This window comes from Pseudomonas putida, assembly GCF_001636055.1.
GTDB classification, from domain to species: Bacteria; Pseudomonadota; Gammaproteobacteria; order Pseudomonadales; family Pseudomonadaceae; genus Aquipseudomonas; species Aquipseudomonas machongensis.
This window is the reverse complement of sequence record NZ_CP011789.1, coordinates 3,685,217-3,705,432: the sequence shown is the minus strand read 5'-3', so window position 1 is coordinate 3,705,432 and position 20,216 is coordinate 3,685,217. Positions and strand designations below refer to the sequence as shown.

The window sequence follows — 20,216 nt, the reverse complement described above, 5'->3', positions numbered from 1 at the left end:
TACAGGGCTGGATCAGCTGTTCAGCCCACCCATCAGCACGTACTTGATCTCCAGGTAATCCTCCAGGCCGTACTTGGAGCCTTCGCGGCCCATGCCCGACTCCTTGATGCCACCAAACGGCGCCACCTCGGTGGAGATGATCCCTTCGTTGACGCCGACGATCCCGGCCTCCAGGCCCTCGGCCATGCGCCAGACACGGCCGATGTCGCGGCTGTAGAAGTACGCCGACAGTCCATAGGGCGTGTCGTTGGCCAGGCGCAGGACCTGGGCTTCATCCTGGAAACGGAAGCAGGCAGCCACCGGGCCGAAGGTCTCCTCGTTGGCGATCAGCATCTCTGTAGTGGCTTCGGCCAGCACCGTCGGCTCGTAGAAGGTGCCGCCCAGCGCATGCCGACGGCCACCACAGAGCAGGCGTGCGCCGTGCTCCAGGGCATCGCCCACGTGCTGCTCGACCTTGGCCAGGGCCGCAGCGTTGATCAGCGGCCCTTGCTCGGTCTCGCCCTGCAGCGCCTCACCGACGCGCAAGGCCTGCACGGCTTCGGCGAGCTTGTGGGTGAAGGCTTCGTACACACCGTCCTGGATATAGAAGCGGTTGACGCATACGCAGGTCTGCCCGGTATTGCGGAACTTCGAGGCCATCGCTCCGCGCACGGCGGCGTCGAGGTCGGCATCGTCGAAGACGATGAACGGGGCATTGCCGCCCAGTTCCAGCGACACCTTTTTCAAAGTGTCGGCGGCCTGGCGCATCAGCAGCTTGCCAGTGCGGGTGGAGCCGGTGAACGACAGCTTGCGCACCACCGTGGAGGCCTGCAGGGCGCCACCGATGGCCGGGGCGTCGCCGGAAACGATGTTGAACACACCTGCCGGTACGCCGGCCTGTTCGGCCAGCAGCGCCAGGGCGAAGGCCGACAGTGGCGTCTCTTCGGAGGGCTTGAGGATCAGCGTGCAGCCGGCCGCCAGGGCCGGGCCGACCTTGCGGGTGACCATCGCCAGCGGGAAGTTCCATGGCGTGATCGCCGCCACCACACCGATTGGCTCCTTGGTCACCAGCACCCGCGCGTCGGCCTTGGGCGTAGGAATGACGTCGCCGTACACGCGTCGGCCTTCCTCGGCGAACCATTCGAGAAAGCTTGCTGCATAGGCCACTTCGCCCTTGGCTTCGGCCAGCGGCTTGCCTTGCTCGCGGCTTAGCAGGGTGGCGAGGGCGTCGCGCTGCTCGAGCATCAGCTCAGACCAACGGCGCAGGATCTGCGCACGCTCCTTGGCCAGCTTGCCACGCCAGGCGGGCAGGGCGCGTTCGGCGGCAGCGATGGCCGCCTGTGTTTCCTCGGCGCCGCCGCGCGGCACCTGGGCGAGGGTTTCACCGGTGGCCGGGTTGAGCACTGGATAGGTGGCAGCGCCACTGAGCCATTGCCCGTCGATGTAGTGACCCGCCTTGAGCAACGTACTCATGCCACCGCCTCCTGGATCGCGAAGTCGCCACGTGGCGGACGACCGATGCGCAGGATGCGCTTGCCGGCGGTGTAGTCGTTGATCAGGTCGCAGGGCGTGTAGTTGCGCTCCAGTTCGTACAAGTCTTCTTCGTCCAGGCGCATGTCCAGGGCCGCGAGGGCGCTGTCGAATTGCGCGGTGGAGTCGGCGCCGACCAGCATGCTGTCCACGCCCGGGTGTTGCAGGACCCAGGCCTGGGCCACCTGGGCGTTGGACACGCCGTGACGCTGGGCCACGCGCTGTACCGAACGGGCGATGGCGAACGAGGCTTCGTCGCTGTACATCTGCTGGGTGAAGAAGTCGGTCTGGTTGCGGGTCGACTGGGCGTCCCCAGTCAGCAGGCCGCGGGCCAGCGGGCTGAACACCGAGACGCCCAGGCCCTGATCGCGGCAGAACGGGATCATCTCGCGTTCTTCTTCGCGGTAGGCGCAGTTGAGCTGCAACTGCATGTTGATCGGTTTGGCCCAACCATGGCGCTCGCAGGCCAGGAGGATTTTCGCCAGTTGCCCGGTGAGCATGGTCGAGACCCCGATGTAACGGGCCTTGCCGGCGCGGACGATATCGTTGAGCGCTTCCATGGTTTCTTCGACGGGGGTGTTCACGTCGAAGAAATGCAGCATGTAGACGTCGAAGTAATCCATGCCGGCGCGCTGCAGCGAGGCGTCGATGCCGTCGAGGATGTGCTTGCGCGAATGGCCACTGGCGTTGATGCCGCTGCGTGTGCCGTAACCGACCTTCGTCGTCACTACCACGTCGTCACGCCGTACCAGACGCTTGAGGATACGCCCGACCACTTCCTCGCCGACGCCGGCGGAATAGAAGTCGGCCAGGTCGATGAAATTGACCCCTTTGTCCAGCGCGTGGCGCACGATCGGCTCGCTGGCCGCCTCGTCGAAGATCCACGGCTTCCACTGCGGGGTGCCCATGTTCATGGTGCCGAGGCACAGTTTGGAAACCTGCAGGCCGGAGTTGCCCAGACGAATGTATTGCATGATCGGACCTCAGGCTTTCGGGGTGTAGAAGGGGTTGGCGATCTGATTGACTACATCGGCCAACTGCGCACGCGCCGGCAGGCCCTGGAGGGCGGCGCGGATCGCGGTGCGGCAGGCGTTGTAGTTGTTCAGGTAGACGGCATCGAGATCGTCGCAGGCCGGGTTGACCCAGTTGGCGGTAACGATGGCCCATTCATCCTCGGCGTCGGCTGGCAGGGTGCCATCGAGCAAGGCTTCGGTGACCGCCTTGGCGATACCGGCCTGGGACGCCCCCCACGTGGCGTTGGCGTGCAGGTCGCCGGCGATCACCGCCTTGTTGACGTACAGGGTCATGGGTTTGACCGGGATGTTCGGCTGGGCGATGACCATGAACGGGCAGTGACCCTGGCTGGGAGACGCCAGGCTGTTGGCGAAGGCCTGGCCGGCCGGACCGTTGCGTGGCCCCATCATGATGTTGATGTGCGCGGCGTTGACGCCGGGACCTTCGAAACCTTCGCCGATGTACAGGGCAAGTTGCTTCATGACAAAACCTCGATCACTCACGGGATGAACGAAGCCTCGGCGGCGCCTGCCGCGCGAGGCGCGAAATCAGGTGCTCGGCACGCAACAAGGGCGAAGGGATAGCTGCAATGCAGGCATGGCGCGACGCTCTTTGTTGTTTTTGGGCGAGCAGTGCTGGCGGTCGCCAGTCGTGAGGATTTTTATCAGGCCGGCGCGGGGAGGCAGTAGGGAGAAGAAATCAAGAGGGTATGAGGGCAGGTCATAGCTGTGCAGCGGGCCTTGTACGAGCCATTGCCTTGAAGACCAGCGCAGGCCATTGGAGCTCCCACATGAGCTCCACATGGATTGCGCTGGTTTGCGGTTTTCGAGCTGCAGGCGGCGAAAGCGCTAGCTGCCGCTGCCGCCCGATCCGGAACCTCCAGATCCACCGGAACCCCCTCCGCCGATGCCGCCGCCGGTACCGCCACTGGTCGAGCCGCTGCGAGTGCCGTCGCCGCCAGTGCCATTGGTATCGTTGCGATCGGTTCCACCGCTGCCGGAGCCCATGCCGTCACCCGGCGTGCGGGAGCCACTGCCGGTGCCGGTGCCAGTGCCACTGCCGTTGTCCTGCATGGTGCCGCTGCCGTGGGGCTGTTGACCCGGTGCGCGCTGGTCGTTCATGTCGGTGGCTGCCAGGGCCAATGGGGCGGCCGTGGCCAGACACAGTGCGAAGAGACTTGCGTGTATGCGTTTGCCGATCATGGTCGATCTCCTGTCCAAAGGTTTACCCTTGTTAAGGCTTTGGCGCAGTGTCGATGTGCGGATGGATCGACCGGAGGTCGCAGTCACTGGGGTGCTTGAATATAGCGCTCGAAGAAATCCAGCGTGGCCAGGTTCTTGTGCTTGGCCTCGAACATGATGTCGAAGCGCTCGATGAACTGCAGAGCATAGCGATTGGTCCAGTCGTTCCACATACGTTCGCTGTGCTGGTAAAGATCGCGCTTGCTGACCTGCTTGAGCAGCAGGTTGATCGTCAGTTTTTCCCCGGCGCAAAAGCCCAGTTCCTGCAGGCGCTCGGGTGGTTGCGAGTAGTGCATGGTCGGCCGCACGCCGCGCCAGCTGTCGATGATCCGCGCAACCCGCGGGTCGTGCGGGTCGATGTAGTCATTTTCATGGATCCAGCAGTGATGGATGTCGAGCACCACAGGCGCAAGGTCGGCCAGGGCCAGGCAATCGTCCACGCCATAGGTCTTTTCGTCGTTCTCGAACGTGATGACATTACGCGCCTCCTGCGACAGTCGCGGCCAGGCGGCGCGCACGCCTGCTGCACCCAGGCGACCGGCGATATGGATATTGCACTTGAAGTCCTGGAAGCGCCGACCGTAGCCCATCATGCGGATCATGTCGGCGTGGTACTCGAACTCGGCCAGGCTGTTCTCGACCACTTCGGGGCGGTCCGAGCCGAGCACGCAGTACTGGCCAGGATGGAACGACAGTCGGATGTCGTGCGCTCGGGCGAAATCGCCGATGCGCGCGAAGCGTTGCTCCAGCATCGCCTGGACGGGGGGCTCGCGGTAGAAGGCGGCCACCTCGGGGTGGCTGTACAGCGGCAGCAGGTCGCTGGACAGGCGCACCATGTGCAACATCGGCGGCAGCTCGGCCACATAGTCGAGCAGGCGCAGTTGGGCATCGAGGTTGTGCTCCACCAACTCCAGCAACTTGGCACGTGCCGCTTCCTGGCTCGCGCCAGACAGCCACCGCAGCGTGGTGGTGCGCGGATTGAAGGCGCGTTCAATGGCCTCCAGCGTCTTGATCGATTGGTCGCGGTGAGGATGGCGGTACTGGCAAGCGAAACCGAGGCGCGGCATGGGACATTTCCTGAGGGGGTACGGTCAGCTTGGACAGCGGCATGGCGGCAAGCGATCCGCGCGATCAGGCCTGGCTCGCTTCCACGCGGTTGCGGCCGCTGCGCTTGGCGACGTAGAGGGCGCGGTCGGCCTGGTTCAGGGCCAGCGCCGGATCTTGTTCGTCGCTTGCACAATGCGCGACCCCCAGCGAGATGGTCACCGTACCCACCGGGGCGATCGGTGTTTCGGCGACGATCCGGCGCAGGCGTTCGGCGACATTCATTGCCACGTCCAGGCTGGCACCGGGCAGCAGCATGAGGAACTCCTCGCCGCCGATGCGGCACAGCACATCGCCTTCGCGGCAACAGGTGCGCATCAGCTCGGCCAGCGAGCGCAGTACCTGGTCGCCGATGTCGTGGCCATGCTGGTCGTTGATTCGCTTGAAATGATCGATATCCAGGACGATGACGCAGAAGCTGAGGTGATCGGCCTGCAGCAGCGACAAGCTCAGGTCCAGGTGGCGACGGTTGCCAAGGCCGGTGAGCGGGTCGGTCTGTACATCCCGGTTCAGGCGCCCGATGCGCTCCTGCAACAGGTTCAAACCGAACAGCAGGGCACGCTTGAGCTCGGCGGCCTCGAAATACCAGGCACGCACGGCATGGATGCGTTCGTGGGTGTCGGCCTTGTCCAGGCTGCGGGCGCCGGCAGCCAGTTGCCAGAGTGGCCGGGTGATGGTCAGCGCGAGCCACCACAGGGCAAGGCCGCCGAGCAGGGCAAGCGGTACGGAAATGCCGACCACGTTGAGGATCAGCCGCTGCGACGGTTGCACGGTCTGTGCCAGCGGCTGCTGGGCGACGATGCCCCAGCCGCTGATCGGCACCGTGGCGAAGCCTGCGATCATTTCCTTGCCCAGGCTGTTGGTGAACTGTTGGGTGCCGCTGCGCTTTTGGTGCAATTGATTGATCAGCGGGTTGTCATTCACCACCGTGCCCACCCGTTCGGCGTCGGGATGATAGAGCAGGCGGCGGTTGTGATCGACCACGTAGAGGTAGGAGCCATCCTGATAGAAATGTTCACCCAGCAGGCTGTTGAAGATGTTGTGCTGGCGTAGATAGAGGCTGCCGCCGACATAACCCAGGTAGCGCCCGTCCTTGGCGAAGATCGGCTGCGAGGCGACTACCACCAGGTTGTTGGCCTTGGAAATGAACGGCGTCGAGATCAGCGCCCGGCGCTCACGCAGCGCTTCCAGTGACCCCGGCGTTTCCAGGTGTTGTCCGAGCATGGTGCGCAGGGGCGCGGGCGAGATCGCTCGCAGGACACCTTCGCTGTCGACGAAGAAGGTGGAGTTGAAGGCATTGCTCTGGGCCAGCAGGCGTTCACTTTCGCGTTGCAGGCGGGCCGTGTCGTCAAGCGTCCCTCCACTGGTGTCGGCACTGAACGCGAGCTGCTTGAGCGCGCCTTCCAGGAACAGTTCGGTGAGCGAGGCCAGCTTGGCTGCATATACCAGGTTCGATTCCAGGGAGTGATCGATCAGCAATTGTCGCTGCACCCGATAGCTGGCGAAGTAGCTGGTCAGCAACATCACCACGGCGGTGAGTGTCGACAACAGAAGGATGAGCGTGCGCAGGTCCAGGCGCAGGCCTTTCTTGGCGTGTGGCAATCCGGAACTCACTGGCAAGTCGATTTGCGCAACATTACTCGGAATGCGTGCAGTCAGCTACGGGGCGAAACGAACGGGCCGCCAGCGGGTTTCATTTGCCGGGTGCGCTCAGCTCCGACAGCTCGTCTTCCACCTGCTGCATGCGCTCTTCAGCCAATGCCTGTACGTGTTTGTCCTGCGCTGTGGCGCGCATCAAACCGGTCAGTTTCTCGCTCAGGCGCTTGCCTTCCTCGCTCTCGCCCAGCTGCCGGGCTTTCTGCGGGTCCTGGGTGGCGGCAACGATGGTGTCGAACTCGGCATCGCTGAAGTTCTTCTCGCTGTAGAGCTTGAACAGGTCCTTGCGTTGGTCCTCGACGGTCAGGTGCTTGCGCAGCACGTCCTTGATCTTGTCCTGCGGCACCTGCGGGTGGGTCATCGCCAGCAGTTGGGCCATGCGCTCGATGTTGTGGTCGTAGGCTTCCTGCAACGGCAGGTTGGCCAGGATCCGCTCTTCGCGGGTGGGTTTCTGGTCGCAGGCGGCGAGGGTGGCGAGCAACAGCAAGGGCAGCAGCAGTTTCGGCAGGCGAGGCATGGGGGTGGCTCTGGAGGTTCGAGGGAAGTGAGTTTACTGCAAGGCCCGCAGGCGCGGCAGTGTGGGAAAGGTCGTGGGCAAGTGTCCTGCGCTGCCAGGTAGCGGCTCAACACCGCGTTTTTGACGTGGGGCCTGTTGCGCTCGGTTAATACGGGCCGTACCGACCAAGGAGACCTCCATGCATATCGACCACTTGATTGGTGGCATCGTGCCAGTTCTGCCCTTCGCTTCGTCCGAAGACGCCCAGGCGTTTCTATCGAACCTGGAGGCCGAGGATCAGATTGCCCTGATCTCGGCGCTGTACTTCGGCCGCTCGCATCTTCACAGCGATACCGTCAACGAAGACTACCTGCCCTACCTGCTTTCCGGTGACATGAACCGGTCCTGGGAACAGGGCAATGTCGCACCGAGCGACTTTGCCACCGTCCTTTATGAAAAGGGCAGCAACCTGGTCAGTTACTACGACGCGTTCATCCGCGCAACCGACGGATCGGGCTACGACCGTTCGAACTACTGAACCCTGGGTCGCCCGGGATCAGTCCTTCATCGGATTGCGCAAGCGCACCCAGACGATCGCGGGCAGCGCCATCAGCAGCCATTTGAGGTACTGGTTCACGCCAAAGTGTTCGCAGAGCGTGCCGATGGCCGTGCAGAGCACGACCACCACCACGAACTGAATCATCCTGTTCATCTCGGGGTTTCCGTCGTTGGGAGCGGCGATGGTAAACGATTCGGGCGCTTTCGCTCACAGATACTTGAGCCAGCGAATGTCTCGGCGGCGGGCCTTGAATCCGGCGAACTGCCGCACTGGCCAGTACAGGGCGGCGGCCAGCAACGCTGCAACCAGCCACACTGCGGCCACGCTATCGAAACCGAAGTACTCGCCCTGGTTGTGCCCGAACAGGCCGACGCTTGCCAGGTAGAGGGCTTTCAGCGCGTAAAGGTGCAGCAGGTAGAAGAACATCGGTGCACTGCCGAACACGGTCAGCACGCTGATCCAGCGTGCCTGGCCGGCGCGTTCGAAGGCTCGCAGCAGCAACAGGCCGACACCTAGTGTCAGCAGCAGGAACAGCAGCGACGGTGGGTACTTGGTGATGTTGAACAGGCTCATCAGGGTCTGCGTCAGAGCGGGGTAGAGCTGCCACTGGGCCTCGCCGTAGCCGTTGAGCAGACGCAGCGCGACGAAACCCACCAGCGCAGCGCTACCGGCGAACAGCAACTGACGCTGGCGCTTGGCGGTATCGCTGCCACGCGCGAACCATGGCCCCAATGCATAGCCCACTGCGATCACGCCGATCCAGGGCAGCAGTGGATAGGAGGTCCGCAGGCGCAGGTTCTGCGACACCTCGAGCCAGCCGCGATCATGCAGAATCGCCCAGGGTGCGTGCAGCAGCGTACCGGGGGCAAAGTGCAGGCCGTCGAGCAGGTTGTGGCCGGCGATGATGATTACACCCAGGGCCATTAGCAACGGGCGCGGCAGCCACACCAGCAGCGACAGGACGATCATGCTCAGGCCGATGGCCCAGATCACTTGCAGGTAGATCACGCTGGGCGGCAGCTGGAAGGTCCAGGCGAAGTTGACCAGGGTGAACTCCAGCACCACCAGGAACAGCCCGCGCTTGAACAGGAACGCCGAGACATCGCTCAGGCCCTGGTGCTTTTCGCCGTAGAGCCAGGCGCTCAAGCCGGTCAGCAGGACGAACACCGGGGCACACAGATGAGCGAGGGTGCGGCTGGCGAACAGTGCGGGCTCGGTGGCGTCGATGCTCATCGGGTCGCTGACCTGGCGATGCAGGAAGAAGGTTTCGCGCACGTGGTCCAGTAGCATGAACAAGATGACCAGGCCGCGCAGGGCGTCGATGCTGTGCAGGCGGGAAGAGGGTGGAGTGGATGGCATGGGGCTTTAGCTGAAGTTGAGTTGATTTTGGAATGTTATCTTATATCTCTATTGTTGGGGTGATTTGCCGGGCCCTATCGCGGGACGAGCCCGCTCCCACAGGTGCTCTACCAGTCTTTAGGAGGGTGGTTACCTGTGGGAGCGGGCTGGTCCCGCGATAGGGCCGGCGAGGCCTACGGCATCAGAAGCTGTAGTCCACCGTTGCGAAGTACGAGCGTGGCGCGCCCAACAGCCATTGTTCGCCACTGTGCGCGGCAACCACGTAGTCGCGGTTGAACAGGTTGTTCAACTGCAGGCCCAGGCGTACGTCAGGCAGTATGTGCCAGCCGAGATTGGCATCGACCACGGTGTAGCCGGGGACGCTGTAGGCGTTGGCGGTGTCGGCATAGCGCTGGTCGACGTAGCGCAGGCCGATGCCGGCGTCGACGGTCTGGCCGAAGCCCTTGTTGAGCCAGAGGTTGGCGGTGCGGCGCGGAACGTTGGCGGGGCGGTTGCCGGCGCGGTCCTGGGCGATGCCGCCGACGATCTCGTCGAAGTCATCGTACTTGGCGCGGACCACCGAGGCGTTGGCCGATACCTGCCATTGATGGCCCAGATCCAGCTCAAGCGCGGCTTCCAGGCCGTCGGAGGTCTGCTGGCCGGCCTGCTGTTTCTCATGGCTGATCGGGTCGTCGACCAACAGCTTCTTCTTGACGATGTGATACGCCGCCAGGGTCCATTCACCACGCCCATCCCAGAAGCGCTGCTTGAGCCCCAGCTCGGTCTGCTTCGATTCGGTCAGGTCGTAGTTGATCTGGCTCGGGCTGAGGCTGATCAGGTTGCTCACCCCGTCTTCGCTGGTGGAGTACTGGCCGTACAGCGACAGGTTGTCGGTTACCGCGAATACCAGGCCGGCGCGCCAGTTGCCGCCTTGCAGGCTGCGGTCGACTCGCGTGTCGTTGGTCAGGTTGTCACGGTCTATGTGGTTCTGGTCGCGGCGGATACCGGTCACCAGCGACAGGCGATCAGTCAGTTGGGTACGGTTCTCGGCGAACAGGGCGAAGGTGTGGGTGGTCGAGAGGGTCTGTGGACGTGTGACGTTCTGGCTCTGGAACCCGCCCGGTGCCGGACTCCAAGGATCGACGTAATCGCCGCCGACATCGTTGTACGGCGAGTTGCTGTCGACATTGAAACGGATCTTGTTGTACTCGGCACCGACCACGGTCTTGCTGTTCAGCCCGAATAGCGAATGATCGAAGGTGAAGCTCTGGCGGTCGCCGATCTGCTCCTGGTTGTGCTTGATCTCCAGGTAGCTTGCCCGCTCCAGCTGCTCGCGGGTCGGATCCCAGGTGTAGTCCTCGGCATTGCGCCAGTGCCGACGGCTCTTGATGTAGTACAGCTGGTTGCTGGCCGTGACGCTGTCGCTGAGGGTCCAGTCGGTGTTGAAGCGGGTCCATTCGTCGTGGTAGCGCTGCACGTCGTTCTGGATGTTGTAGTTCTTCTTGCGCAGGCTGTCGCGCAGGTGGCCGTCGATCAGCGGCGTGCCAAAGTAGTTCGAGGGCTGTGCGTCGCCACGCTCATGGGCGAGGGTGAAGCTCAGGTCGTCGGTGGCATCGAAGCGCAAGGCTGCACTCAAGGCCAGGCTGCGCGAATCGGTGCGGTCGACCCAGCCATTGCCTTCCTGCTTGTTCACGGTCACGCGGTAGCTGAGGCGCTCGCTGAGGCTGCCGCCGCTGTCCAGCCCCAGTTGCTGGCGATCCCATGAGCCATAGCCCAGGCGCAGGTGGTTGCGGATCTCGCCGGCGAAGGGTTTTTTCGGGATCACGTTGATCACAGCGCCCGTGGCGCCTTCGCCATAAAGCACCGAGGCGGGGCCGCGGATCACATCGATGCGCTCGACCATCCACGGGTCGACCGGAAAGGTCTGGGTGCCGGCGCCGGTGTACAGGCGCGAGCCGTCGAACAGGGTCATCACCGAGGCGTGTCCGGTGAAACCACGGGCGGAGAGGGCGGTGTTGCCGTTGCCCGGGGTGCCGACGGAGGTGATGCCGGGCGATCGGGTCACTGCATCCTGCACCGTGAGGTTGGCGCGCTGCTGGATCTGCTCGGCGGTGATGCTGGTGGTGCTGGCCGGGGTTTCCAGGGCGCTGAGGTTCAGGCGCGAACCGGCTTGGGTAGGGGTTGCCAGGTCGACGATCTGCTCGTCGCGGGTCTCGGTGATCGCCGTCGAGGGCAGGTCGAGGACCTTGCCTTGCGGCTGCTCGGCCAGCGCCGGCAGGGACACGGCCATGCAGGCGGCCAGGGTGTGAAGCTTGAAGTGTCGGGACATGTCGTTCCACGGGTTCAGGAATGAATGGATCCCGGTGGAAACAACGCAAAGACGAGCAGACACGCACGCAGGCGCGCACGCGAACACCGGCCTGCGCCCGCCCACCGCGGGTTTGCCAACAGAAGCGTCAGGCCGGTCTCCGGGCTTGCGAGGGTCGTGAAGCCTTCACCTTCCCATGCATGAGCACAGTGGTGTGTCGAAGGATTCGCTCGCTTACCGTTGCGGGGGCAGCGCCGGACTTGTCTGCAAAGACGCACCGGCTTCCCGTTTCACCCTGCGCACGGCGGCGCAGGACACCTGAAACTGGCGGCATCTGACCATCGAACGCAGGGGGAGTCAATCGTTTGGATAGGCGAAAAAACGTGATGGGCTGCAGGGTTGCGCGTTTTTATTAGATTTTTTTCGAACTTTTCCGACTGACGTTGTCTCGAACCGCTCGTTCGCCCTTTTTATTCAACGTCATGGAGACTTTTGCGAATGTTTACTGGAAAACTGCTGCGTCACACTTGCGCCCTGGCCCTCCTCGGCGCGCCGTTGGCAGCGATGGCAGCCCCCAGCACCGAGCCCCTGTTCACCTTCGGCCTGCTCGGTTCCTACGACAAGTTCAAGTTCGAAGGCGGCGGCGACTCCGACAAGGAGCACCTGGGCCAAGGCGGTGTGTTCGCCAACTTCGGCAACAAGATGACGGCCGAGTCCGGTTTCATCTACCAGATCGGTGCCGAAGCCAAGTATGGCAAGAAGAACGACAACAAGCTCAAGGAGGCGCAGGCCGACCTCGACCTTGGCTGGCGTGCCGCGCTGGATGCGCGCAACTTCGTCGACGTGATCGTCGGTGGCGGTTACAGCTGGACCCGTTTTGAGCCCGAGATCAACGACCTGGACACCAAGCTGACCTACAAGTCGCCGTTCGCCAAGGCCGCGCTGGGTTACAACCACCAGTTCGATGCCTCGACCCTGCGTGTCGAAGTCGGTGCTCGTCACACCATCGATGGCCGTGCGCGCTTGAAGGTCGACGACTTCGGCAGCGACAGTGTCGACATGAAGGACCGCACCAACCCGTATGCCGAAGTCACCCTGCTGATGAACCAGCAAGGCAGCATGCCGATCCAGGCGGGCGTGTACTACACCCGTACCGAGTACAAGATCGACGAGGACTCGCCGGTTGCCGACAACAACAAGCTCAAGCGTGACGAGTTTGGCGTGAAGGTCGGCCTGGCGTTCTGATGCCTTCGATGGTTGTACGCCGTTTGTAAGGGCAGCCTCGTGCCGCAATCTCGGCACGAGGATTCCCCTGCAGGCTCAAGGGCGCCTAGCGGCCCCGGCGCCGCGATACCCGCGCCTCGATGTTCTTGCGTCCGATCAGCAGCGCCGGTTTCTCGGTCACCGGCTCATCGGCCAGCCACTTGTACATCACCAGGCAATCCACCAGCCCCAGTGCTGCATGACGAAAAGCCTTGGGCAGGCGCCCGACGGTCTCGAAACCGAGCTTGTGCCACAGCCCCACGGCCACCTCGTTGCTCGCCACTACCGAATTGAACTGCAAGGCCAGAAAACCCTCCTGGCGCGCCAGCTTCTGCGAGTGCTCGCACATCAGCCGTGCCACGCCACGTCCGCGTGAACGGGGTGTGACCATGTATCCGCAATTGCCCACGTGCGCGCCCGGGCCGGCGGCATTGGCCTTGAGGTAGTAGGAACCGAGCAGCTCGCCATCCTCTTCGGCCACCAGGGTGTGCAACGGAAACTCCAGCCACAGCGTGCGCGCCTGCTCCTGCGACATCTGCGGGTCGTATGCGTAGGTTTCGCGCGCCTGGACGATGGCCTGGAAGGTCGGCCAGAAACGCTCGAAGTCTTCCGGGGTCATTGGGCGAATGTGGATCATGTCGGTTCCTGCTCGGGCTGGGCCGGCAAGTCTGGGTGGATGGGCGCCGTCATGCAAGGGCTGTGGCGCCCAAAAGCGTCAACTGCCGGCCTTGCCGACCGTATCCAGCGCCCGTGCCGAATACACCAGGGCAGCGCCCGCGTTCATGGCCACGGCCACGCCGAGGGCTTCGGCGATTTCCTCGCGGGTCGCACCGTGCTTGACCGCCTGCTGCGAATGCACGGCGATGCAGCCGTCGCAGCGAGTGGTCACCGCCACGGCCAGGGAAATCAGCTCGCGGGTCTTGGCGTCGAGGTGGTTGGTCTTGGCGCCGGCAGCGCTGGCGGTGGCGTAGCCGGCCACGGTGTCGGGGGACAGCTGCTTGAGATCGCCGATGCCGGCCATCAACTGCTTACGGTAGGCGTCCCAGTCCATCATGCTCATCGTCTTCACCTTGTCAGGTTGGCAACAGGAGCTTTCAGGCTAGTCGAAGATGGGGGGAAGGGCAGGCCTCGTCACCGAGGGGCAAGGAGGCCGCAGGACGTGTCAGATGTAGATGAACAGCAGCACCAGTGCCGCCACCACGGCCCATTTCTCGAGGTAGTAGCGGGTGCGGTTGCGCTTCTTCATGGCCTTGCCACGTTCACGGATCTTGTAGATGCGCGTGAACAGTCGATTGATGCCGCCAGTCTTGTCGTTGGCATCGTTGGGCGCGGCTGCCGCGGCCATGACGTTGCGGCTGAACCAACGGTTGAAGGCGCTTGCCCAGCGGTACTTCAACGGGCGCTCGACGTCGCAGAACAGGATGATACGGTTGTGCTCGGTGGTATTGGCCGCGTAGTGGATGTACGTCTCGTCGAAGATCACCGCCTCGCCGTCGCGCCAGGAATACTTCTCGCCGTCCACATCGATGTAGCAACCATCGTCGTTCGGTGTGTCCAGGCCCAGGTGGTAACGGTAGGAGCCGGCATAGGGGTCACGGTGACGAACCAGCTTGGCTCCCGGCGGCAGGGTGGCGAACATCGCCGCCTTGACCGTGCCGATACCTTGCAGCAGTTCGGTCGTGCGTGGGCACAGGGTCATCGCCGAAGGGTGGCTCTCGCCGTACCACTTCAGATAGAAGCGCTTCCAGCCGGTCTTGAAGAACGAGTTGAAGCCAACGTCATCATAGTTGTCGGATTTCTTGATCTCGCCGGCGTGCAGCAATTGCTGGGCTTCTTCGCGGATTTCCTGCCAGTGGTCCTTGAGCGGCTGCAGCTCAGGGAACGACTCGACGGGCAAATAGGGCTTGGCCGGGTGCTTGGAGAACAGGTACAGGAAACTGTTGACCGGGGCGAGGAAGCTCGAGTGGTCGCCCAGCTGGCGAGTCAGCTTGTGGCGAACGCGACCGCGCAGGTGAACATAGGCGATCGAGAGGACGAAGATCAGTACGAGTGCAATTTTCATGGACGGTTACTTGTCGAATAAAAATGGCCATGCGCCATGGCTGTAGCCCGCCAGCATAAACAATCGTGTCGCCAGTTTGTACTTATTGTTAAGTCATCGCTGATGGACGAAGGTGGAATACCCTGCAAGCTGCGCAAACGATTCAACCCTGGCAGCGTTTGAACCTGCATGCCCTTCAGCCCTCGAGGAGTTTCCGATGGTCCAGGATGTACGCCCAAGCGGCGCGCCCTTCAAGCGCCTGTTTTTCGCCCTGGCTTTGCCCGAAACCCAGCGCCGGGCCGTTGCCCAGTGGCGTCGTGAATTGGGGTTGCGGGCCGGCAAGCCGGTACCCGCCGAGAATTTTCATGTGACGTTGCTGTTTCTGGGCGATGTGGATGCCGCCCAGGTACCGGCACTGTGCGCGGCGGTAGACGGCATGACGCGCCCAGGGGCGCCGATACGCCTGTTGCTCGACCGTCTGCAGGTGTGGCGACGTGCCGGCGCGCTGGTACTCGAACCTGGCGATACCCCTGCCAGCCTGCGCCAACTGGTCTACGGACTGGAGCAGCGGCTACTGCCACTGGGCATCGCCGAGCAGGCCCGTGAATACCGTCCGCACCTGACGCTGTCACGGGATTTCCAGGGACAGCCACCAGAGGCGGCGCAGGCTCCGGAGTTCTTCCTCAATGCCCGCCGGTTCGGTCTCTATGAATCGCGCAAGGGCCGTTACTGTCCGCTGGCCGAGTGGACGCTGGACGAAGCCTGAGCGGCGAACAGACGTTGTCCGAGGGTGTAGGCGGTGGGTAAGTGCCTGGCGGTATCCGGGCCTTCGCTCTCGTCCAGAAGGATCGAGCTCGAGACCTGGGCGCCGCACCAGTCGAAAATGCCATGCTCGATCTGTACGCGCATTGCAGCGCCGTAGCCATGGCGGTCGAACAGGGCAGCGTCGGCGCCGCCGACCGCCACCAGGTGGACCTTCAGGTGGTTGAGCAGCTTGGTGGTCTTGCCGTCTTCGTAGCTGAAGGCCCAGCCATTGCTGAACACACGGTCGATCCAGCCCTTGAGCAGTGCGGGGAACGACCACCAGTACACTGGGTAGACCAGCACCAGGGTATCAGCCCGTTCGATGCGTGCCTGCTCGGCAAGGACGTCCGCCGGCGGCTTGGCCAGGTGACGATGGACATTGAGGTCGGGCAACTCGAAGCGCGGATCGAAGCCCTCTGCGGCCAGGTCGGCGATTTCGCTGGTATGGCCTGCTTGGGCCAGGCCGTCGGCGATCTGCCTGGACAATGCGTGGGTGAGTGATTGGGCGTCGGGGTGGGCGAGTACGATCAGGGCGTGCATGAATGCGTTCCTTATGGGATGCGGGAAGAGGCCGGGCGCTATATACTCGGCGTAAGTTACGGTTGGTAAGTTACTTTTGGTAGGTAAGCTATGTCAAGCGATGAGACGCGCCCTGTACGTAAACGCCTGTCCCGTGAGGATCGTCGGCGGCAATTGATAGCGGTGGCCTGGCAGATGGTTCGCGAGGAGGGCACCGATGCGCTGAGCCTGGGGCGCCTGAGTGAGCTGGCAGGGGTGACCAAGCCGGTGGTGTACGACCACTTCGAAACCCGCAACGGCTTGCTGGTGGCGCTTTACGAGGAATACGACGCGCGCCAGACCGCCATGCTCGAGGTCGTGCTGGCGGGCTGTCCTGTGGACCTTGAGGCGCGTGCGGCGGTAATCGCCGCAGCCTATGTCGATTGTGTGATGACCCAGGGGCGTGAGATACCGGGCGTCAGTGCGGCGTTGGCCGGTTCGCCGGAGCTCGAGGCGCTCAAGCGGGGGTACGAGGATCCGTTCCTGGACCGGTGCCGCCAGGCGCTGGCGCCGTTTGCGCCGGGCGGGGATATCGGATTGGCCGGCTTGCGTCTGCTGGTCGGCGCCGCCGAGGCATTGTCACAGGCGGCGGCGTCGGGGGAAATCGAACCAGGGCAGGCCAAGGCGGAACTGAGCGCCGGCATCGTGGCGATGGTCCGGCGCCAGGGCTGAGGGCTGGGTCATACCGGTAGGCTGCGGTAGGGCAGTTCGTCTCCCGGGCTGCGGGCGAATTCGCGCTTGTATTCGCGGCTGAACTGCGAGGTGCTCTGGTAGCCTACCCGGTGCGCCACCTGGGCCACGCCCAGGCTCTCGCCGATCAGCATCTGCTGCGCCTTGAGCAGGCGCAGGCGTTTGAGGTATTGCATCGGCGCCAGTTCGGTGCAGCGCTTGAAGTGTTCGTGGAAGGTCGAAACGCTCATGTTGGCACGGCTGGCCAGCGCTTCGACACTCAACGGCTCGGCGAAATGATCGCGCAGGTAGGCGAGCGCGACGCCGATCCGGGCAAAGTGCCCCTGCTGTTCGACCAGCGCCCGCAACACACCGGCTTGAGGGCCGCGCAGGGCCGTATACAGCACCTCCCGCACCCGTGCGGCTCCCAGCATTTTCGCATCCAGCGGGTCCTGCAGGCATTCGAGCAGACGCTCGACGCTGGCGCGCATTGGAGCACCCAGCGCCGCCGAGCTCATCGACTGCGGCGTCTGCGCCTGTACTGCCGGGTCCGGCGGCAGGGCCATGTTCTGCACCAGTTCGCTCAGCACGGTACGGTCGATGCTCACGGCCACGCCGAGCATGGGCGCCTGGGGCGTGGCGAAGGTTTCGCACATGAAGGGCACTGAAAGCGCCTGGATCAGGTAGTGCCCGGCACCGTATTCCAGCGTGCGCGGCCCCAGGCGCGCGAGCTTGCTGCCCTGGGCGATGATGATCAGGCTCGGTTCGTAGATCTGTGGGCTGCTCGCCACATAGTGGTCCCACGACAACACCTGGACCTGGGGCAGGTAGGTGTCGACGAATCCGGGGCGCGAGGCGAGGGCGCGGATCAGCGAGCAGAGAGGGGCATTGGCGTCGACGTGTTGGGTCAGGTGCATGGCAAACCAGGGACAGAGAATCAGACACTGGCATCTTCGCAGATTGACAGTCCAGCGCCAGATCGCTGCGGCCAATTCCGGAGAATCAGGCACGAATGCCGGAGGATCGGCTGTGGGCCGGGCCCGTTTCGATGCGCAGAATGCGTGGCCTGAATCGTTTCAATATTGCGAGGTCCAGAGCATGTACACCGCCATCGGTTATGCCGCCCAGTCTTCCACCGCGCCCCTGGCGCCCATGACCTTCCAGCGCCGTGGCCTGCGCCCGGGCGATGTCGCCATCGACATCCTCTACTGCGGCGTGTGCCACTCCGATATTCACCAGGCCCGCAATGAGTGGGGCATAGCCGTCTACCCACTGATGCCCGGCCACGAGATCGTCGGTCGTGTCACCGCTGTAGGTGAAAAGGCCGGCAAGTACCAGGTCGGTGACCTGGTCGGCGTCGGCTGCATGGTCGATTCCTGCCGCCATTGCGAGGCTTGCCGGCAGGACCTGGAGCAGTATTGCCTGGAAGGGCCGACCCAGACCTACGCCAGTCCCGACCGTATCGACGGCAGCAATACCCTGGGTGGCTATTCCAGCAACATCGTGGTCAGCGAGCACTTCGTCCTGCGTATTCCCCAAGGGATGGACCTGCCCAGTGCAGCACCGATTCTCTGCGCGGGCATCACCACTTACTCACCGCTCAAGCACCACGGCGTGGGGCCTGGGCACAAGGTCGGCGTGCTGGGCATGGGCGGCCTGGGCCACATGGGCATCAAGTTCGCCAAGGCCCTGGGCGCCGAGGTGACGCTGTTCACCCGCTCCCCGGCCAAGGCCGAGGAAGCCCGTCGCCAGGGCGCCGATCATGTCATCGTCTCCACCGACGAGGCGCAGATGCGCGAGGCGGCGGGTCGCTTCGACTTCCTGCTCGACACCATCCCGGTGCAACACGACCTGAATCCCTACCTCGAAACCCTGAAGTTCGACGGCGTGCACATCCTGGTCGGCCTGATCGAGCCGGTCGATCCGCCCGTGCATGCGGCCAACCTGGTGCTCAAGCGGCGGGTGCTGGCCGGCTCCTTGATCGGCGGGATCGCCGAAACCCAGGAAGTGCTGGATTTCTGCGCCGAGCACGGCATCAGCTGCGATATCGAGATGCTGGATATCCGCCACATCAACGAGGCGTACGAGCGGATGATCAAGGGTGATGTGAAGTACCGCTTCGTAATCGACATGGCGACCTTGAAGGCCTGATCCGGGCGTTGAACGCAATCGCGGGGCGAGTCCCGCGATTGCGGCCAGTACAGGCGCTACCAGACCATTGCTTTCTTCCACCCTTTCCAGAACAACCAGCGCCGCACCTCGGCGTGCTCGCCAGTACCGATCTGCCAGGCAGGCCGCTTGCTGTCCAAGGCGATCAGCGAGATGAATCCGGCATGGCTGGCTGCGACCAGGGTGCGGCCGTCGGCGCTGATGTCCATGGCGCTGATGGCCGACCCCAGATAATGCTGCCAGTGCGCGCGACCGTCTTCGCCGAAGCCACGCAGGTAACCTTGGGCATCGCCGACGATGTACTCGCCTTGACGTGCGACGCCGGCATGGATCTGCACGCCGTCCTGCAGCATCGAGATCTGAGGATCGGTTGCCAGATTGGCGAGCGTTACGCCAAGGCTGGCGCCGCCGTCGCCCTGGCAGGCATTGAGCAGCAACTGGTCGCCGCAGTGGTTGAACAGGGCGAAGTGCGGATGTTCCCCCGCCGGGACGATCTCGGCCAGCGGCTCCAGGTGCTCGTCGAGTACCTGGTGGTTGCCGCGCTGCTCGCCCAGCACGATCCGTCGGCCGTCCGGCGACAGTGCGGCATGGGCTTGGGTCAGGGTCAGCGCGATGTCGTCAGGGTCGGTGCCGTCGGCCAGTTGCGCGAGGATGTCCGCTTCGCGGCGCAGCAGGCGGGTGGCACCTTGAGGTGTGAGCAGGAAGATGCCCTCGCGGCTGACCAGCAGTACCCGTCGGCCATCCGGCAGGGGGAGCAGGCGGGTTGGGGTGGGTGGCAGGTCGAAGGGATCGAACGGGTAGCCAGGCGGCAGGCCTTCCAGGCCATGGGGCCAGGACAGCCGAGCGACCTGAGGGCCGCCCCAGCCGTCGGTGACCCTTACGCCCTCCGCATTGGCCAGGGCGAAGTAGCGTCGTCGCGGGCAGCGGCCGAAGTGCTCGACAGCGATAATCGGGGTCACCCCGTTGCGGTCGATCTGCACCACCTGGCCGTTGTCATGGGGCATGCCGATGCGTGCCAGCAAGCGGCCGTCATCGAGCAGCAGCACCTGGGCGATACCCTGGCCATGGCTAGGGAGCAGTGGCAGCAAGGGATCATGGGCGGGCGGCCAGGCTTCGCGAAACAACTGACGCTGGTGCTCGTCGATGCCAGGTCGGTTGATTGCGTGCAGGGCGAGCTGCCAGGCGTCGAGCAGGTGATCGATGGCCGGTGGGCAGGGCGCTTGTGCTGTGTCGTGTCCTTGTGCGCAACCTTGCGCAACATGGCGGTTGACGGCCTCGGCGTAGGCGGTGACCGCCTGTTGCCACTGCTGCTGAGGGTGTTGCGTGTCCATGAGCGGATCGGACTCCTTGTTCCGCATGTTGCTACAGTGCGTCATGGTACTCCGTGCGCGCGCGGTTGTGAGGCCTGGCCTTGACGCGTACCATGCCGAGTATTCCTACCAATAACAAACGTGCATCCGCGACCCGAACCTGGGCACGTGGGGCGC

At 63.8% G+C, this 20,216-nt stretch carries 21 protein-coding genes and 1 riboswitch; of the genes, 5 read left to right on the top strand and 16 right to left on the bottom strand.

All coding sequences use genetic code 11. The annotated features are described in order from the left end of the window. Positions 1-12: 12 nt before the first annotated feature. From AB688_RS16380 to AB688_RS16350, 7 genes are all read right to left on the bottom strand, one after another. Complete coding sequence (locus tag AB688_RS16380; protein ID WP_063545142.1) at positions 13-1,452, bottom strand: NAD-dependent succinate-semialdehyde dehydrogenase; 1,440 nt, start codon at positions 1,450-1,452, stop codon at positions 13-15. Beyond that, a complete protein-coding gene (locus AB688_RS16375; protein WP_063545141.1) occupies positions 1,449-2,483 on the bottom strand; it encodes an aldo/keto reductase in 1,035 nt (344 codons plus the stop codon). The genes AB688_RS16380 and AB688_RS16375 overlap by 4 nt, the downstream gene beginning before the upstream one ends. 9 nt (positions 2,484-2,492) lie before the next feature. Then, positions 2,493-3,005, bottom strand: coding sequence for a formaldehyde-activating enzyme (fae, locus tag AB688_RS16370; protein WP_063545140.1), 513 nt, complete (start codon positions 3,003-3,005; stop codon positions 2,493-2,495). A gap of 366 nt (positions 3,006-3,371) precedes the next feature. Next, the gene (locus tag AB688_RS16365) at positions 3,372-3,725 is read right to left on the bottom strand and encodes a hypothetical protein (RefSeq protein ID WP_063545139.1); all 354 of its coding nucleotides are present in this window, start codon (positions 3,723-3,725) and stop codon (positions 3,372-3,374) included. A gap of 83 nt (positions 3,726-3,808) precedes the next feature. After that, complete coding sequence (gene uvsE, locus AB688_RS16360) at positions 3,809-4,831, bottom strand: UV DNA damage repair endonuclease UvsE (protein WP_063545138.1); 1,023 nt, start codon at positions 4,829-4,831, stop codon at positions 3,809-3,811. Positions 4,832-4,895: 64 nt separating this feature from the next. Then, on the bottom strand, positions 4,896-6,470 hold the full coding sequence (locus AB688_RS16355; protein ID WP_063545137.1) for a diguanylate cyclase: 1,575 nt from the start codon (positions 6,468-6,470) through the stop codon (positions 4,896-4,898). A 91-nt stretch (positions 6,471-6,561) separates the two neighbouring features. Beyond that, entirely contained in the window at positions 6,562-7,041 is a 480-nt protein-coding gene (locus tag AB688_RS16350) for a hypothetical protein (protein ID WP_063545136.1), read from the bottom strand. 178 nt (positions 7,042-7,219) lie between these two features. Between AB688_RS16350 and AB688_RS16345 the strand changes: the two genes are divergently transcribed. After that, entirely contained in the window at positions 7,220-7,558 is a 339-nt protein-coding gene (locus tag AB688_RS16345) for a hypothetical protein (protein ID WP_063545135.1), read from the top strand. Positions 7,559-7,576: 18 nt separating this feature from the next. On the opposite strand, the gene AB688_RS26830 is transcribed toward AB688_RS16345, so the two are convergent. The 3 genes from AB688_RS26830 to AB688_RS16335 all read right to left on the bottom strand — a co-directional run bounded on the left by AB688_RS26830 (position 7,577) and on the right by AB688_RS16335 (position 11,246). After that, positions 7,577-7,732 carry a hypothetical protein gene (locus AB688_RS26830; RefSeq protein WP_153773843.1) on the bottom strand — a complete coding sequence of 52 codons (156 nt, stop codon included), beginning with the start codon at positions 7,730-7,732 and terminating at the stop codon, positions 7,577-7,579. Between the two features lie 54 nt (positions 7,733-7,786). Further along, on the bottom strand, positions 7,787-8,938 hold the full coding sequence (locus AB688_RS16340) for a DUF1624 domain-containing protein (protein WP_063545134.1): 1,152 nt from the start codon (positions 8,936-8,938) through the stop codon (positions 7,787-7,789). 181 nt (positions 8,939-9,119) lie between these two features. Continuing rightward, complete coding sequence (locus AB688_RS16335; protein ID WP_063545133.1) at positions 9,120-11,246, bottom strand: TonB-dependent receptor; 2,127 nt, start codon at positions 11,244-11,246, stop codon at positions 9,120-9,122. A 112-nt stretch (positions 11,247-11,358) separates the two neighbouring features. Continuing rightward, a riboswitch (cobalamin riboswitch) is annotated at positions 11,359-11,562 on the bottom strand. A 161-nt stretch (positions 11,563-11,723) separates the two neighbouring features. On the opposite strand from AB688_RS16335, the gene AB688_RS16330 reads away from it, so the two are divergent. Next, on the top strand, positions 11,724-12,470 hold the full coding sequence (locus tag AB688_RS16330) for an outer membrane beta-barrel protein (protein WP_054890880.1): 747 nt from the start codon (positions 11,724-11,726) through the stop codon (positions 12,468-12,470). 85 nt (positions 12,471-12,555) lie between these two features. Here AB688_RS16330 and AB688_RS16325 read toward each other — a convergent pair whose 3' ends face one another. From AB688_RS16325 to lpxO, 3 genes are all read right to left on the bottom strand, one after another. Further along, positions 12,556-13,125, bottom strand: a complete 570-nt coding sequence (locus AB688_RS16325) for a GNAT family N-acetyltransferase (protein WP_054890879.1) — start codon at positions 13,123-13,125, stop codon at positions 12,556-12,558. A gap of 78 nt (positions 13,126-13,203) precedes the next feature. Next, positions 13,204-13,548: a carboxymuconolactone decarboxylase family protein gene (locus AB688_RS16320; protein WP_063545132.1), complete on the bottom strand. Its 345-nt coding sequence runs from the start codon at positions 13,546-13,548 to the stop codon at positions 13,204-13,206. A 102-nt stretch (positions 13,549-13,650) separates the two neighbouring features. Further along, the gene (gene lpxO / locus AB688_RS16315) at positions 13,651-14,550 is read right to left on the bottom strand and encodes a lipid A hydroxylase LpxO (protein ID WP_054890877.1); all 900 of its coding nucleotides are present in this window, start codon (positions 14,548-14,550) and stop codon (positions 13,651-13,653) included. Between the two features lie 196 nt (positions 14,551-14,746). On the opposite strand from lpxO, the gene thpR reads away from it, so the two are divergent. Then, positions 14,747-15,295: an RNA 2',3'-cyclic phosphodiesterase gene (thpR, locus tag AB688_RS16310; protein WP_063545131.1), complete on the top strand. Its 549-nt coding sequence runs from the start codon at positions 14,747-14,749 to the stop codon at positions 15,293-15,295. Here thpR and AB688_RS16305 read toward each other — a convergent pair. Then, positions 15,256-15,873: an NAD(P)H-dependent oxidoreductase gene (locus AB688_RS16305; RefSeq protein ID WP_063545130.1), complete on the bottom strand. Its 618-nt coding sequence runs from the start codon at positions 15,871-15,873 to the stop codon at positions 15,256-15,258. The two genes, thpR and AB688_RS16305, sit on opposite strands and share 40 nt — an antisense overlap. Before the next feature lie 90 nt (positions 15,874-15,963). On the opposite strand from AB688_RS16305, the gene AB688_RS16300 reads away from it, so the two are divergent. After that, positions 15,964-16,563, top strand: a complete 600-nt coding sequence (locus AB688_RS16300; RefSeq protein ID WP_063545129.1) for a TetR/AcrR family transcriptional regulator — start codon at positions 15,964-15,966, stop codon at positions 16,561-16,563. Positions 16,564-16,571: 8 nt separating this feature from the next. Here the strand turns inward: AB688_RS16300 and AB688_RS16295 are convergent, their stop codons facing one another. After that, positions 16,572-17,477, bottom strand: coding sequence for an AraC family transcriptional regulator (locus AB688_RS16295; protein WP_054890873.1), 906 nt, complete (start codon positions 17,475-17,477; stop codon positions 16,572-16,574). A gap of 181 nt (positions 17,478-17,658) precedes the next feature. On the opposite strand from AB688_RS16295, the gene AB688_RS16290 reads away from it, so the two are divergent. Then, positions 17,659-18,711: an NAD(P)-dependent alcohol dehydrogenase gene (locus AB688_RS16290; RefSeq protein WP_063546753.1), complete on the top strand. Its 1,053-nt coding sequence runs from the start codon at positions 17,659-17,661 to the stop codon at positions 18,709-18,711. A 56-nt stretch (positions 18,712-18,767) separates the two neighbouring features. Here the strand turns inward: AB688_RS16290 and AB688_RS16285 are convergent, their stop codons facing one another. Then, positions 18,768-20,060 (bottom strand): hypothetical protein, encoded by a 1,293-nt coding sequence (locus tag AB688_RS16285; protein WP_063545128.1) that lies wholly within the window; start codon positions 20,058-20,060, stop codon positions 18,768-18,770. Positions 20,061-20,216 lie beyond the last annotated feature (156 nt).

Excerpts from the sequence above, each read along its gene's own strand:
- AB688_RS16380 (WP_063545142.1), bottom strand. The coding sequence starts at position 1,452 with ATGAGTACGTTGCTCAAGGCGGGTCACTACATCGACGGGCAATGGCTC.
- AB688_RS16350 (WP_063545136.1), bottom strand. The coding sequence starts at position 7,041 with ATGCCTCGCCTGCCGAAACTGCTGCTGCCCTTGCTGTTGCTCGCCACC.
- AB688_RS16295 (WP_054890873.1), bottom strand. The coding sequence starts at position 17,477 with ATGCACCTGACCCAACACGTCGACGCCAATGCCCCTCTCTGCTCGCTG.
- AB688_RS26830 (WP_153773843.1), bottom strand. The coding sequence starts at position 7,732 with ATGAACAGGATGATTCAGTTCGTGGTGGTGGTCGTGCTCTGCACGGCC.
- AB688_RS16375 (WP_063545141.1), bottom strand. The coding sequence starts at position 2,483 with ATGCAATACATTCGTCTGGGCAACTCCGGCCTGCAGGTTTCCAAACTG.
- AB688_RS16365 (WP_063545139.1), bottom strand. The coding sequence starts at position 3,725 with ATGATCGGCAAACGCATACACGCAAGTCTCTTCGCACTGTGTCTGGCC.
- AB688_RS16290 (WP_063546753.1), top strand. The coding sequence starts at position 17,659 with ATGTACACCGCCATCGGTTATGCCGCCCAGTCTTCCACCGCGCCCCTG.
- AB688_RS16340 (WP_063545134.1), bottom strand. The coding sequence starts at position 8,938 with ATGCCATCCACTCCACCCTCTTCCCGCCTGCACAGCATCGACGCCCTG.
- AB688_RS16305 (WP_063545130.1), bottom strand. The coding sequence starts at position 15,873 with ATGCACGCCCTGATCGTACTCGCCCACCCCGACGCCCAATCACTCACC.
- AB688_RS16345 (WP_063545135.1), top strand. The coding sequence starts at position 7,220 with ATGCATATCGACCACTTGATTGGTGGCATCGTGCCAGTTCTGCCCTTC.
- thpR (WP_063545131.1), top strand. The coding sequence starts at position 14,747 with ATGGTCCAGGATGTACGCCCAAGCGGCGCGCCCTTCAAGCGCCTGTTT.
- AB688_RS16335 (WP_063545133.1), bottom strand. The coding sequence starts at position 11,246 with ATGTCCCGACACTTCAAGCTTCACACCCTGGCCGCCTGCATGGCCGTG.
- AB688_RS16330 (WP_054890880.1), top strand. The coding sequence starts at position 11,724 with ATGTTTACTGGAAAACTGCTGCGTCACACTTGCGCCCTGGCCCTCCTC.
- fae (WP_063545140.1), bottom strand. The coding sequence starts at position 3,005 with ATGAAGCAACTTGCCCTGTACATCGGCGAAGGTTTCGAAGGTCCCGGC.
- AB688_RS16320 (WP_063545132.1), bottom strand. The coding sequence starts at position 13,548 with ATGAGCATGATGGACTGGGACGCCTACCGTAAGCAGTTGATGGCCGGC.
- lpxO (WP_054890877.1), bottom strand. The coding sequence starts at position 14,550 with ATGAAAATTGCACTCGTACTGATCTTCGTCCTCTCGATCGCCTATGTT.
- AB688_RS16300 (WP_063545129.1), top strand. The coding sequence starts at position 15,964 with ATGTCAAGCGATGAGACGCGCCCTGTACGTAAACGCCTGTCCCGTGAG.
- AB688_RS16325 (WP_054890879.1), bottom strand. The coding sequence starts at position 13,125 with ATGATCCACATTCGCCCAATGACCCCGGAAGACTTCGAGCGTTTCTGG.
- uvsE (WP_063545138.1), bottom strand. The coding sequence starts at position 4,831 with ATGCCGCGCCTCGGTTTCGCTTGCCAGTACCGCCATCCTCACCGCGAC.
- AB688_RS16285 (WP_063545128.1), bottom strand. The coding sequence starts at position 20,060 with ATGGACACGCAACACCCTCAGCAGCAGTGGCAACAGGCGGTCACCGCC.